The organism is Streptomyces sp. ADI95-17, assembly GCF_003846175.1.
Lineage (GTDB): Bacteria > Actinomycetota > Actinomycetes > Streptomycetales > Streptomycetaceae > Streptomyces > Streptomyces sanglieri.
On record NZ_ML123050.1, the window covers coordinates 647,918 to 660,965 of the forward strand.

Genomic DNA, 13,048 nt, shown 5'->3' on the forward strand with positions numbered 1-13,048 from the left:
CGGTACGGCGTGCGGGGGGGCGGAGCGTCAGGGGTCCACTGCCGTGACTACCGTTGCCCCAGCACCGCACCGGACCGACCTCTGGAGACCCCGTGCCCGTATCCCTCGGCGAGGACGTGGTGGCGCTGCTGCGCCGCCCCAGCACCTGCTACATCGCCACGACGATGCCCGACGGCTCGCCCCAGCTCACCCAGACCTGGGTCGACACCGATGGTGAGCATGTCCTGATCAACAGCGTCGAGTCCCATCAGAAGACCCGGAACATCGCGCGCGACCCGCGGGTGGCCGTCGTGGTCTCCGACCCCGCGGAACCCGCCTCGTACGTCCAGATCCGCGGCCGGGTGGTGCGGGTGACGACCGAGGGCGCGGTCGACCACATCGAGGCGCTCGCACAGAAGTATCTCGGCGGCCCCTACCCGTGGTTCGGTGGCAAGGACCAGGTCCGGGTGATCTATGTGATCGAACCCGAACGGATCACCAGCCCGCGCGGCTGACGACCGGGTGCCGCTCACGACGTTCGGAACGCACCTCGCAGGCACCGGCTCGAAGCGGCATGGTCACATCCCCGCCGGGTGGTCAGCGGGTGCGCGGCCGTTCGTCGGGCCCACGCGGCACCGCGTCGGCCGAGAACCGTGGTGATCCCTGACGACGCCGGCCGTCTCGGGTGTGGTGATGCCCCGGCTGCTCACTCCTGTTGCTCCTGCTCTGCGGCCAGGCTCGCCTCGATGGCCTCCTCGTCCGACATCCCGCTCCGCGTCAGGTCGCGCGAGCGCCACGTATCGTCGTCGCTCGTCCAGGTGCGGTTGATCGTCTCCTGCAGTCGGGACAAATAGGCCTCACCGTCGCGTTGGTACTGCCGCACCTCGGCGGCCTCCAGGCGGATCAGCCTCGACCCCTCCACGGCGCTGTACCAGCAGCGCGCGTTCATGAAGAGATGCTTGCCCTTGGAGAACAGAACCCAGGTGCTGCCGTCGGTCGCGATCCGTTCCGGGCGCTGTGCTTCTCGCGCGATCCGGGCGGCATCGCCCCACCGCTCCACCGGCGGGACCCGCTCCGGGGTTCGGCGACAGGCGTCGTTGAGCGAGACGTACTCGAAGGTCGGGTCCGCGTCGCGGTGCAGCGCGAAGAAGATGTGCCGGTGGCAGATCGTGCATCCCAGCTGCGCCTCGACGTGTTCCATCAGTCCGGAGTCGTGCAGGCGGAGCATGTCGTCCAGCGCCACCCATTTGTGCGCCTGGCGGAGACGGCCGGCGGCGACCCCGTCATGCAACGCTGTGATCGTTGCGCCCACGTCGACGCCGTCGGACGCCGATGTCGTCCTGATCAACATGCCCGCGCAGCCGGGGCAACGCTGGTCGGCAGGATCGGTCTTGGCATACGTGTCCTCCGCTGTCATCTGGATGAGCTTCAGATGACCCGGCGCGTCCTTCTCGGCCCGCGCGTCGTAGAAGAATTTCACGAACCCGTCCCCGACGGGATAGGTCGCGTTCGGGCCCGTGCGTCCGACGACCGGCTCCCCGAGTGCCTCCTCGACCTGGCTTCTGGAGGCGTCCCGGCTCAGTCCGGGGATCAGGGTGCTGAGCCCCGTGAAGCCGTGCGGCGCGGCCCCGGTGGGCTGGACATGGAAGAGGATCGCCGTCACCGCCCCGTCCCGCAGCATGATCTCGCCGCCGGAGCCGAACGTCAGATACCGGTCGTGGTGTGCGGGTGCACCGACCTCGAACTCGCTGATCACCGGGTTCGAGCCGAGCAGATCGATGGCACGCTGCACGGCATCGTCGCGCTCGGCCATGAGAAGAGCGTCGTTGTACGGCTCGAAGGCTTGCCGCACCGCGGTCGCCCGGGCTGCTGCCCTGTCTTCCGCCTCCTGTGCACGCCGGGCGCGTTCCGCATCGTTGATGATCAACGACTCGACGCCGAACCACAGCCGCTTCTCGAACGCCTCACGGTCCCGAGACCGCGTCAGATCAGCCTCGCACAACAACGCCAGTGAATCCCGAAGACCGCCCAGAAAACGCTTGTTCGTCACGGTCAAGTACTGCTCGACCCCGGAATCGGTGCCACCGAGGATCGTGTCGATCACCCGCCGGCATTCTCCCGGCGGACGCGCCGGGGCGGCATCGGGGTGAAAGACAGCGAGTTCACCGAAGAGCACGGCGAAGACGGCCCAACGCCGAAGCGCGCTGCGCTCCGCAGCGACGATGTGCTGTGCGGTCAGCGCGAAGCAGAAATGATCATGCCGTCCGTCCCGGGCGACCCACACATTCAGCGTCCCGTGACCGTCCTTCCCGATGTCGATGAACGGCTCGTCCCCACCCGGGTCGGGCAGCAGCCACAGCCGCCGTACGCCTCTGCCGGGCTTTGGGACCTGTGGGTTTCGCTTGCTGCTCATGGCTCCTCCTCGTGCATTTCACGCCCGCGCCGCTGCCTCTTCCTCGCGAGGTCCCGCCGCCTTCTACGCCGAGTGACGCGACACCGGCCGAAGAAGACGGCCTACGGCCACAAGACCCCGCGTCAGGCCCGGTCCGGCAGCAGTTCCGCGTTGAGTACGGCGATGCCCGCCTCGCCCTCCTCGAACAGGGCGGTCAGCTCCTCGGGCCCGGCTTCCGGACCGGCGGTGTGGTCGACGAGGAGGACCGGCTGGAACTCCCCACCCTGCTCGACGGGGACGAAGCCGGTGGTCAGCTCGCGGCGGAGCAGGACGACCCGGTCGGCGTCGAGTGGATCGGAGGGCAGCGCTCCGGGCAGTACGCGCTCCTCCTCCGGGCACGCCCGGAGGCTGTGGGCGAGGACGTCCCGGCGGGCGAGGAGCGTCACCGCAAGCCGGTCACCGGTCCGCTCGTAGCGGGCGGCCAGGTCCTCCGGCAACAGATAGAAAACGCCCTCCTCACCCTCGTGCCCCCGGTCGAGAAGAAACCGCGCCAGCCGGGCTCCGGGCTCGTCGGCGTGCGAACCGAGCCCCAGAAACACATCACGCCCACCTGGCCCGAGGGAGGGCACCGCCCCGATCCACAACTCGGCGGAGCCCTCCGGGATCTGCTGGATGTCGTCGTCCTTCGTCATGCCGGCGATCCAAGCACACGGCACCGACAGGCCGTTCTCAGTGCCGCCTGCCACGATACGAGGGACAGGTCCGGCGAGCGAGGAAAGTACGGACGCGCCATGGGTACGTGGGACCTCAAGCGTCGCGTACGTCGCGTGGTTGACGACCTTGACCTCCACCGTCGCCCGGTCGCCGCTGAACACCAGCACGTGCCGGTCCCGCCGGGAGACCTCCACCTGGGTGGGGGCGTCCTGCTTTCCGTCGCCCAGGACGACGGACACCAGGGGGAGCGACTTGCCCGCCGACAGATGGTTCCGTGCTGATCAGCTGTGGCGACTGCTTTGGGCTTCTCTCGGCAGGTGAGGGCAGTGGCCCCCTGGACCGCTCGGTGCGATCCGCGCCACAGCCCCGCCTTGCTTCATGAGATGCGCCGTCGCGGGCGGCATCCCGGACGCCTCCAGCAGGGCCGCAAGGCACCCCCGCTGGTCGGCACATACACCACCACCGTGAACCCGGCCCGCTCGTCCAGCAACGCGGTTCCGCCGTCCTGAGGGCGGGAGTTGAAGGACGACAGCAATCCTCTTCACGTGGTGACTCACCGCCGTACGCGCGGCATCCCCAGCCCGATCCACGAGATGATCTCCCGCTGGATCTCGTTGTTGCCGCCGCCGAAGGTGAAGATGACGGCGGAGCGGTATCCGCGTTCGAGTTCACCGTGCAGCACGGCGCCCGCCGAGCCTTCCTTGAGCGGTCCCGCCGAGCCGACGATCTCCATCAGCCAGGCATAGGCGTCGCGGCGGGCCTCGGAGCCGTAGACCTTGACGGCGGAGGCGTCCTGCGGGGTGAGGGTGGCGTTCTGTACCGCGGAGACCATCTGCCAGTTCAGGAGTTTCATGGCGTCGAGCCTGGTGTGGGTGCGGGCCAGCAGGGCGCGGACCCAGCCGAGGTCGATCACGCGGCGGCCGTCGGTGAGCCGGGTGTCCGCGGCCCAGCGCTGGACGTTGTGGAGGGCGCGGATCGCCATCGTGCCGTGGGCGGCGAGGGTGACGCGTTCGTGGTTGAGCTGGTTGGTGATGAGCCGCCAGCCCTGGTTCTCCTCGCCGACGCGGCGGGAGACGGGGACGCGGATGTTCTCGTAGTAGCTGGCGGTGGTGTCGTGCGAGGCGAGGGTGTTGATCAGGGTGCAGGAGTAGCCGGGGTCCGTGGTCGGGACGAGCAGCATGGTGATGCCCTTGTGCGGTGCCGCGTCCGGGTCGGTGCGGACGGCGAGCCACACCCAGTCCGCGGTGTCGCCGTTGGTCGTCCAGATCTTCTGTCCGTCGACCGTGTAGTGCCCGGTGGCCTCGTCGCCGTCGCGCACCGCCCGGGTCTTGAGGGCGGCGAGGTCGGTGCCCGCGTCGGGCTCGCTGTACCCGATCGCGAAGTCGATCTCGCCGGAAAGGATCTTCGGCAGGAAGTACGCCTTCTGCTCGTCGGTGCCGTACCGCATGATCGTCGGGCCGACGGTGTTGAGGGCCATCAGCGGCAGCGGTACGCCCGCCTGTGCGGCCTCGTCGAAGAAGATGAACTGTTCCATCGGGGACAGTCCGCGTCCGCCGTACTCCGCCGGCCAGCCGACGCCGAGCCAGCCGTCGGTGCCCAGGCGGCGGATCGTCTCCCGGTAGAAGGTCTTCTGGGCCGCGGGGGCGGCGTAGCGCGCGTAGGCGTCGTCGGGGACCAGCTCGGCGAAGTAGGCGCGCAGCTCGGCGCGCAACTGCTGCTGTTCAGGCGTGTATTCGAGGTGCACGGCCCCTCCGGGAGTCTCGCGGTCGCGTCGTCCGTGTGCGGCGGCGCACACAGTAGAACGTGTTGCAAGAATCCGGAAGGGCCGGGACGGGTTCCGGCGGGGTCAGCGCCTGACGGCCCGCAGGACCACGAACTTCGGGTCGCCCGCGACCGTGGTGCAGTTCCCGAAGATGCGGCGGAGCCGGGTGTGGTAGCCGAGGTGCCGGTTGCCGACCACCCACAGCTCGCCGCCGGGCCGCAGCGCGTCGCGGGCCCCCTGGAACATGGTGCGGGCCGTCGCGTCGGTGGTGGCCTGGTGGGAGTGGAACGGCGGGTTGTTGAGCACCAGGTCCACGCTGGCGGGCGGCAGTTCCGCCAGCCCGTCGCCGACGACGAACTCGGCCTTGGCGTCCGGTCCGGTGTTGGCCCTGAAGGTCTCCTCGGCGGAGGCGACCGCCTGGTACGACTCGTCGACGAAGGTGACCGTCGCCTCGGGGTTGGCGAGCGCCGCGGACAGCCCGACGACGCCGTTCCCGCAGCCGAGGTCGACGACCCGGTCGGCGCCGCTGCGCGCGGGGAGGTGGCCGAGGAAGAACCGGGTGCCGATGTCGAGGCGCTCGGCGCAGAAGATCCCGGCGTGGTTGGTGACGGTCCGGCCGGAGACCGGTCCGAGCCCGTCGGGCAGGCCGTACCGGTACGGCCAGGGACTGGGCGTACGGGGCGTTCCGGCGCCGGGGGTGCAGAAGATCAGCCGGGCCTTCTTGACCGCGAGGGAGGTGCGGGTCGGACCGATGATCCGCTCGAAGAGCTTGAGGGTGGAGGTGTGGATCTCCTTGACCATCCCGGTGCCGATGACGACCGTGCCGGGATGGACGGCCGGCGCGAGCCGGTGCAACTGGTCCTCCAGGAGCGCGAGGCTCTTCGGGACACGTACCAGCAGGACGTCGATGCGTTCCGGCGGAGTGTCCCTGGCCGAGAGCAGGCGCACCGCGTCCGCGTCCATGCCGTTGCGGCCCAGGTTCGCCAGGGTCGCGCGCTGCGCCAGGTAGGAGTCGGTGATCTGTACGGGCCGGTGCCCCGCCAGTACGGTGCTCAGCGCGCCCCAGCGGTCGCCCACCACGACCACGGCACCCGACAGATCGACCGGATCCGCCCCGTCGGCCCCTTCCAGCCTCCGCAGCAGATACTCATCGGCAGCGTCCCAGGCACGGAGCGGGTCGCGCGGGTCCTCGGGGTGGCGGGTGAGCTCGAACCCGGCCCCTGACGTCGTCAAACGGTTCATTGTCCACCCAGGCTAGCCGAGCCGCGGGGAGCGCCCACACACTCCCCGCGCCGACCCCCTGGATCCGAGGCAGCGCCGGACCTAGGGCAGCACCTTGTCGATCGCCGAGCGGCCCTCCTGGGCGAGCCTGCGCTCCGCCCACTGGAGATTCTTCGGAGTCAGGTCCCGCCCGGAGGCGAGCACCAGGTCCTCTGCCGACGGATGATCACTGCCGCCGGTGTGCAAGAGGCTGTCGGGAGTCACTCCCCGAGATGTGGATACGGATTCGGGCTCGTCGCTCATGCCGCCTCCTCGGTCCTTTCGGTCATTCTCGCCCCGCGCCCGGCCCGCCGCATCCGAGGCCTCCTGGACCTCCCCCGGCATCGGGATCGCGCCATCACTTGACCTGCACATGATAGGTACACGCTGTTCACACCACGGTCACGGTGCGTGTGGAAGGCTCCCGCGTACCACGTACCACACACGACCGCCGCGGCGCCGCCCCCGACCTTGTGACGGTGTCGTGGCGCACTCATTTCCGGAGAGGACACCCCACATGTCCCGTCGTCACCTTCATTACCGGCGCCCGCTGCTGGCGACCCTTGCCGCCTTCGCGATACTCGGCGGCACCGCGGCCGCCGCTCCGGCCGCCACGCCCGAGGCCGCGCCCACCACCGCGTCACCGCTGCGGGTACTCGACGACACGTACTACCAGGACGCGCTCGGCAAGAGCGGGACCGCGCTGAAGAGTGCTCTGCACGAGATCATCAGCGACCAGACCAAGCTCTCCTACAGCCAGGTCTGGGAAGCCCTCAAGGACACCGACGAGGACCCCGCCAACAGCTCGAACGTGATCCTCCTCTACACCGGCCGCTCCCAGTCCAAGAACTCCAACGGCGGCTCGGTCGGCGACTGGAACCGCGAGCACGTCTGGGCCAAGTCCCACGGCGACTTCGGCACTGCCACCGGCCCCGGCACCGACATCCACCACCTGCGCCCGGAGGACGTCACCGTCAACTCGATCCGCGGCAACAAGGACTTCGACAACGGCGGCAGCGCGGTCAGCGGCGCGCCGGGCAACTACACCGACAGCGACTCCTTCGAGCCGCGCGACGCGGTCAAGGGCGATGTCGCGCGCATGCTGCTCTACATGGCGGTGCGCTACGAGGGCGACGACTCCTTCCCGGACCTGGAGCCCAACGACAAGGTGAACAACGGCTCCGCCCCGAACATCGGCCGACTGTCGGTGCTGAAGACGTGGAGCCAGGAGGACCCGCCGGACACCTTCGAGAAGCGGCGCAACGACGTCATATTCGACCAGTACCAGCACAACCGGAACCCGTTCATCGATCACCCCGAGTGGGTCGAGTCCATCTGGTAGACCCGACCGCTCCGGAGGTCCGGTGGGCGTCCGCCGGACCGGCCGGGGTACTCAGCCCGCCGGGCCGCCGGTGCACCAGGCCACGGCCTGTTCACGGGTGACGAAGGACCGCGGGACCGTCGGTGCGTCCCGCTGTCCGGGTCCGGGCAGCGCGAGCCGCCGTGCCGGGTCGGCGACGGCGGTACGCGCTCCGTCCGCCGCGAGCCGGCCGAGCCCGCCTCGCAGCATCGCCCGGGCCACCCGGTCGACGCCGGTCACCTGCCCCAGGTCCAGCACGACCGGTCCGGCGCCCTGCGTGCGCGACTCGTCCAGCGCGTACAGCACCCGCTCGGCCGCGGTGAAGTCGATGGCCCCCTGGGCGGCCACGACCCCGACCCGTTCGCGCAGGGCGCGATCCTGCGGGGCGGCCCCGGCGGCGGGCAGATCACCGGCGGTGGCGACGAGCGTGACGGTGGAGGCGGCCAGCGCCGGATTGTGCATCAGATGCAGGCCGAGCCTCTCCGACAGGGCACCGAGCGCGGCCCGCCCGCGTACCGAGGTGCCGCTCGGGTCCAGCCGGGGGCTGTACGTGGCCAGGCCGAACCGTGCGGGGCCGGCGGCGATCAGCCCGCCGGACACACCGCTCTTCGCCGGCAGTCCGACGCGCAGCAGCCACTCGCCGGAGGCGTCGTACATGCCACAGGTCGCCATCACCGCCAGCACCTGCGCGGCGACCGGCTCCGGGACCACCACGTCGCCGGTGAGCGGGTTCACGCCGCCGTTCGCGAGGGTGGCGGCCATCGCGGCCAGGTCCAGCGCGGTGACCCGTACCGCACACTGCCTGAAGTACGTCTCGACCGCGGCCACCGGGTCCACGGGCAGCGGCCCGGTGCTGCGGATCAGATAGGCGAGGGCGCGGTTGCGGTCGCCGGTGGCGGCCTCGGAGGCGTACACCTGCTCGTCCACGTCCAGCCGCCGGCCGGCGAAGCGGCTCAGACAGTCGAGGATGCGCTCGAACCTCGGGGCGTCGGCGGTGTCCGGGATCAGCGCGGTGGTGATGATGGCCCCCGCGTTGACCATGGCGTTGTCGGGCCGCCCGGTGTCCGGTTCCAGGCTGATGGCGTTGTACGCCTCCCCGCTGGGCTCGGCGCTGACCCAGCGGCACACCTCGTCGAGCCCCAGCACGGACAGGGCGAGCGCGTAGACGAACGGCTTCGACACGGACTGCATGGTGAACGGGGTACCGGCGTCACCCGCGCTGTAGCGGTGGCCGTCCATGCTGATCAGCGCCAGCCCGAACGCGTCCGGCTCGGTCCGCGCCAGCTGCGGGATGTAGTCGGCGAGCCGGCCGTCCCGCAGCCCCGCGAACCGGGTGTGCAGTTCACGCAGCGCGTCGGTGACGGCCTCGGCGGCGGGGCTCACCCGGCCCCGGCCGTCAGGTGCGCCCTCCCCGGACCGTCCGGGGACATACGGAAGGTCGTGGACATCGCACACACCTCCCAGGGACAAAGAATGGAGAACTCGCCCATATTAGGGTCAAAAGGTATGAATTGACTTGTCGAGTCCCCCGCTCCGCTCGGGAGCGGATTCCTGCCGAAACCCCTGGGAGAGAACGATGGATACGGATGCCCTGACCGCCGGCCTGTTGCAGGGACTGCGGGCGGTCAAGCCCTATCCGGCCCTGTCCCTGACCATGCCGACGCACCGCCGCGCTCCGGACAACTCCCAGGACGCCGTTCGGCTGCGCAACCTGGTGGCCGAGGCCGTCCGGCGGCTGGAGGCGGACCCCGCGGTCACCCGCGAGGCACGGACCGCGCTCAAGGAACAACTCGACCGGGCGGTCACCGAGGTGGACCCCCGGCGGGCCCTGGACGCCCTGGTCCTCCTCGTCACCGCCGACGAGCACCAGATCTGGCAGCTTCCGCGCACCGTGCCCGCACGAGTGGTGCTCAGCGACAGCTATCTGACCCGCAATCTGGTCGCCGCGAAGGCACAGGCCCAGCCCTTCTGGGCGCTCACCGTGTCGGCCGACCGGGCCGTCCTGTGGAGCGGCACCGCGGACGCCCTGCGCGAGGAGCCCGGCGGCGGGTTCCCGCTGACGGCTCCGCAGGAGCCGTCGGACCCGCAGCGCGAGGAGCGGGTCGGCGACACCCCGAGCACCTTCAGCGACGAGGAGACGCGCAACTTCCTGCGCACGGTCGACGAGAAGCTGCGCGCGGTCCTGGCCGAGGACCCCCGCCCGCTCTATCTGGTGGGCCTCGCCCCCGCGCTCGCTCTGCTGGACGAGGTCGGGGAGAGCGCCAAGCCGGCCGTCGGCCGGGTCACCAAGGGTGTGCCTGCCGACATGTCACCGAGCGAGCTGCTCAAGGAGCTGCGTCCGGCACTCGACGAACGGCAGCAGCGGTTCGCCGCGGAGATCGACGGCAGGCTGGACGAGGCCCGTGGCCGTCGTGCCTTCGCCGGCGGTCTGGACGAGGTGTGGGCGGCCGTACGGGAGGGCCGTGCCGGACTGGTCGCGGTGGAGGAGCACTTCCAGCAGACGGTCCGGGTGACGGACGGGCACCTGGAGCCGGTGACCGGCGGGACCGTGGACCTCACGGACGGCACGGTCCGCGAGGACATCGTGGACGAGCTCGTCGAGGCGGCCCTGGACAGCGGCGCCGACGTGGTCTTCCTGCCGGACGGCTCGCTCGCCGAGCACGGACGGATCGCGGCGGCCCTGCGCTACTGAACGGACCGGCGCGACGCCGTACCCCTCCCCCGGGCCCGCATGTCCCAGGCATGCGGGCCCGGGGCGTCGCTGGGAGACTGGGGAGGGGCCCGCCGGGCCCCGGCGCAGGTCCCGGAGAGAAAGGTGACCGCACCATGCCACGCGGATCCAATGCCAAGCGGGAACGGCAGTACGAGCACATCAAGGAGAGCGCGCAGGAGCGCGGGGTGAGCGAGGAACGCGCCGAGGAGATCGCGGCCCGTACGGTCAACAAGGCACGCGCCCGCGCCGGTGACTCGAGGACGGCGAGCCGCACCTCCATCGAGGACATGTCCTCCTCGCGGCGCGGCGGTCTGCGCTCCCACAGCGGAGCGGAGGGGCCGACCCGCGACCAGCTCTACGAAGAGGCGAAGAAGAAGAACATCCACGGGCGGTCGAACATGACGAAGGCCGAGCTGGCACGCGCGGTCGGCCGCTGAGCCCGCGCCGGGCGCACGGGGCGGTGTCAGCCGCTCCAGGTCCAGTCGGCCACCTCGGGCAGGTCCGTGCCGTGTTCGCGGATCCAGGCGTGGTGGCGGGTGCGGGCGTCCGCCATCGCCTGGCGCACGGCCACGGCGCGGACGCCGAGGCCGGGCACCCGGTCGATGACGTCCATCACCAGCCGGTAACGGTCCAGGTCGTTGCGGACCACCATGTCGAAGGGCGTCGTGGTGGTGCCCTCCTCCTTGTAGCCCCGCACATGCAGCTGCCCGTGGCCCGCGCGCCGGTAGGCGAGCCGGTGGATCAGCCAGGGGTAACCGTGGTACGCGAAGATCACGGGGGTGTCCCTGGTGAACACCGCGTCGTACTCGGAGTCCGGCATCCCGTGCGGGTGCTCCCCGCGGGGCAGCAGCCGTGCCATGTCGACCACGTTGACCACGCGTACGGCCAGTTCCGGCAGGTGGGTGCGGAGCAGGCCGGCGGCGGCCAGTGTCTCCAGCGTGGGTACGTCGCCGGCGCAGGCGAGCACCACGTCGGGTGCGCGGCTGCCGTCCTCCGTGCCCGCCCATTCCCACACACCGGCGCCTCGGGCGCAGTGCGCGCGGGCCTGGTCGATGGTGAGCCAGTCGAAGGACGGCTGTTTGCCGGCCACGATCACATTGACGTAGTCGCGGCTGCGCAGCGCGTGGTCGGCGACGGAGAGCAGGGTGTTGGCGTCCGGCGGCAGATACACCCGTACGACCTCGGGACTCTTGTTGAGGATGTGGTCGACGAAGCCCGGGTCCTGGTGGGAGAAGCCGTTGTGGTCCTGGCGCCAGACGTGCGAGGTGAGCAGGTAGTTGAGCGAGGCGATGGGACGGCGCCAGGCCAGCCGGCGGGAGGTCCTGAGCCATTTGATGTGCTGGTTGACCATCGAGTCGACGATGTGGGCGAACGCCTCGTAGCAGGAGAAGAGGCCGTGCCGGCCGGTGAGGAGGTAGCCCTCCAGCCAGCCCTGGCACAGGTGCTCGGAGAGCACTTCCATGACGCGTCCGTCGCGGGCGAGGTGCTCGTCGGTCGGCAGCGTCCGTTCCTGCCAGGCCTTGGCGGTGGCGCCGTAGAGGGCGTCGAGCCGGTTCGAGGCGGTCTCGTCGGGGCCCACGACGCGGAAGTCGCGGCGCTCCGCGGTGGCTGCCATGACGGCCTCCAGCAGACCGCCGAGCACCCGGGTCGGCTCGTGCAGCACGGTGCCGGGTCTGTCGACCCGGACGGCGTGGTCGTCCAGCGGCGGGATCGGCAGATCGCGCAGGAGCAGACCGCCGTTGGCGTACGGGGTCGAGCCGAGCCGGGCGTCGCCCTCGGGTACACAGGCGAGCACCTGGGGGGTGGGCCGTCCGGACGCGTCGAAGAGTTCCTCGGGCCGGTAGGAGCGCATCCACTCCTCCAGCTGCCGCAGATGCTCCTGGTCGTCCCGGACGCCGGGCAGCGGGACCTGGTGGGCGCGCCAGGTGCCTTCGACGGGCACCCCGTCGACCTCGACCGGGCCGGTCCAGCCCTTGGGGGTGCGCAGCACGATCATCGGCCAGTGCGGGCGGCGGGTGTCTCCGCCGGTGCGGGCGGCCGCCTGGAGTTCCCGGATCCGGTCGACGGCCAGGTCCATCGCGGCGGCCATCGCCCGGTGGACGCCGATCGGCTCGTCGCCGCCGACGTACAGCGGGTCGTGGCCGTAGCCGCGCAACAGGGCGTCGAGCTCCGTCTCGGGGAGGCGGGCGAGCACGGTCGGGTTGGCGATCTTGTAGCCGTTGAGATGGAGGACCGGGAGGACGGCCCCGTCGTGCACCGGGTCGAGGAACTTGTTGGAGTGCCAGGACGCGGCGAGCGGTCCGGTCTCGGCCTCGCCGTCGCCGATGACGCAGGTGACGATCAGCCCGGGGTGGTCCAGGGCGGCCCCGTAGGCGTGGGTGAGGGCGTAGCCGAGTTCGCCGCCCTCGTGGATGGAGCCGGGTGTCTCGGGTGCCACATGGCTGGGCACCCCGCCGGGGAAGGAGAACTGTCTGAACAGCAGTCCCATGCCTTCGGCGTCCCGGGTGACGTCCGGGTACGTCTCCGAATAGCTGCCCTCCAGCCAGGAGTTGGCGAGGACGGCGGGTCCGCCGTGGCCGGGGCCCCAGACGCAGAGTCCCTGGACTCCGCGCGAGCTGATGACGCGGTTGAGGTGGGTGTGGACCAGGTTCAGTCCGGGTGAGGTGCCCCAGTGGCCGAGCAGGCGGGGCTTGATGTGTTCCCGGGCCAGCGGCCGGGTCAGGAGCGGGTTGGCCATCAGATAGATCTGGCCGACGGTCAGGTAGTTGGCGGCCCGCCAGTATGCGTCGAGTGCCGCGACCTCCTCGTCGGACGGGCCGGTGGGGCCGGAAGCGGCCGCCGGGCCGGGGGCGTTGCTCATCGTGTCTC

The 13,048-nt window shown here is 70.8% G+C and carries 11 protein-coding genes; 4 read left to right on the forward strand and 7 right to left on the reverse strand.

Translation table 11 applies throughout. From position 1 onward, the window contains the following. The first annotated feature begins 92 nt into the window (after nt 1-92). On the forward strand, nt 93-494 hold the full coding sequence (locus EES42_RS33690) for a PPOX class F420-dependent oxidoreductase (RefSeq protein WP_124721994.1): 402 nt from the start codon (nt 93-95) through the stop codon (nt 492-494). 191 nt (nt 495-685) lie between these two features. Here the strand turns inward: EES42_RS33690 and EES42_RS33695 are convergent, their stop codons facing one another. The 5 genes from EES42_RS33695 to EES42_RS33715 all read right to left on the reverse strand — a co-directional run bounded on the left by EES42_RS33695 (nt 686) and on the right by EES42_RS33715 (nt 6,371). Further along, entirely contained in the window at nt 686-2,392 is a 1,707-nt protein-coding gene (locus EES42_RS33695) for a hypothetical protein (RefSeq protein WP_124721995.1), read from the reverse strand. Nucleotides 2,393-2,514: 122 nt separating this feature from the next. Further along, on the reverse strand, nt 2,515-3,324 hold the full coding sequence (locus tag EES42_RS33700; RefSeq protein ID WP_241196757.1) for a hypothetical protein: 810 nt from the start codon (nt 3,322-3,324) through the stop codon (nt 2,515-2,517). A gap of 314 nt (nt 3,325-3,638) precedes the next feature. Then, entirely contained in the window at nt 3,639-4,829 is a 1,191-nt protein-coding gene (locus EES42_RS33705; protein ID WP_124721996.1) for an acyl-CoA dehydrogenase family protein, read from the reverse strand. A 102-nt stretch (nt 4,830-4,931) separates the two neighbouring features. Next, nucleotides 4,932-6,089, reverse strand: a complete 1,158-nt coding sequence (locus EES42_RS33710) for a methyltransferase (protein WP_124721997.1) — start codon at nt 6,087-6,089, stop codon at nt 4,932-4,934. Nucleotides 6,090-6,170: 81 nt separating this feature from the next. Further along, the gene (locus tag EES42_RS33715) at nt 6,171-6,371 is read right to left on the reverse strand and encodes a hypothetical protein (RefSeq protein ID WP_124721998.1); all 201 of its coding nucleotides are present in this window, start codon (nt 6,369-6,371) and stop codon (nt 6,171-6,173) included. Between the two features lie 253 nt (nt 6,372-6,624). Here EES42_RS33715 and EES42_RS33720 point away from each other — a divergent pair, with 253 nt between their 5' ends. Then, nucleotides 6,625-7,449, forward strand: a complete 825-nt coding sequence (locus tag EES42_RS33720) for an endonuclease I family protein (RefSeq protein WP_124721999.1) — start codon at nt 6,625-6,627, stop codon at nt 7,447-7,449. Between the two features lie 51 nt (nt 7,450-7,500). Here the strand turns inward: EES42_RS33720 and glsA are convergent, their stop codons facing one another. Further along, nucleotides 7,501-8,850: a glutaminase A gene (gene glsA, locus EES42_RS33725; protein ID WP_124722228.1), complete on the reverse strand. Its 1,350-nt coding sequence runs from the start codon at nt 8,848-8,850 to the stop codon at nt 7,501-7,503. Between the two features lie 193 nt (nt 8,851-9,043). On the opposite strand from glsA, the gene EES42_RS33730 reads away from it, so the two are divergent. Both EES42_RS33730 and EES42_RS33735 read left to right on the forward strand, forming a co-directional pair. Beyond that, a complete protein-coding gene (locus EES42_RS33730) occupies nt 9,044-10,159 on the forward strand; it encodes a baeRF3 domain-containing protein (RefSeq protein WP_124722000.1) in 1,116 nt (371 codons plus the stop codon). Between the two features lie 134 nt (nt 10,160-10,293). Continuing rightward, on the forward strand, nt 10,294-10,617 hold the full coding sequence (locus EES42_RS33735) for a plasmid stabilization protein (protein ID WP_124722001.1): 324 nt from the start codon (nt 10,294-10,296) through the stop codon (nt 10,615-10,617). Nucleotides 10,618-10,643: 26 nt separating this feature from the next. Here EES42_RS33735 and EES42_RS33740 read toward each other — a convergent pair whose 3' ends face one another. Further along, on the reverse strand, nt 10,644-13,040 hold the full coding sequence (locus tag EES42_RS33740; RefSeq protein WP_124722002.1) for a phosphoketolase family protein: 2,397 nt from the start codon (nt 13,038-13,040) through the stop codon (nt 10,644-10,646). Nucleotides 13,041-13,048: the final 8 nt, after the last annotated feature.

What these genes read in the sequence shown, in the direction of transcription:
- EES42_RS33695 (WP_124721995.1), bottom strand. Translation starts at nt 2,392, where the DNA reads ATGAGCAGCAAGCGAAACCCACAGGTCCCAAAGCCCGGCAGAGGCGTA.
- EES42_RS33720 (WP_124721999.1), top strand. Translation starts at nt 6,625, where the DNA reads ATGTCCCGTCGTCACCTTCATTACCGGCGCCCGCTGCTGGCGACCCTT.
- EES42_RS33740 (WP_124722002.1), bottom strand. Translation starts at nt 13,040, where the DNA reads ATGAGCAACGCCCCCGGCCCGGCGGCCGCTTCCGGCCCCACCGGCCCG.
- EES42_RS33715 (WP_124721998.1), bottom strand. Translation starts at nt 6,371, where the DNA reads ATGAGCGACGAGCCCGAATCCGTATCCACATCTCGGGGAGTGACTCCC.
- EES42_RS33730 (WP_124722000.1), top strand. Translation starts at nt 9,044, where the DNA reads ATGGATACGGATGCCCTGACCGCCGGCCTGTTGCAGGGACTGCGGGCG.
- EES42_RS33710 (WP_124721997.1), bottom strand. Translation starts at nt 6,089, where the DNA reads ATGAACCGTTTGACGACGTCAGGGGCCGGGTTCGAGCTCACCCGCCAC.
- EES42_RS33735 (WP_124722001.1), top strand. Translation starts at nt 10,294, where the DNA reads ATGCCACGCGGATCCAATGCCAAGCGGGAACGGCAGTACGAGCACATC.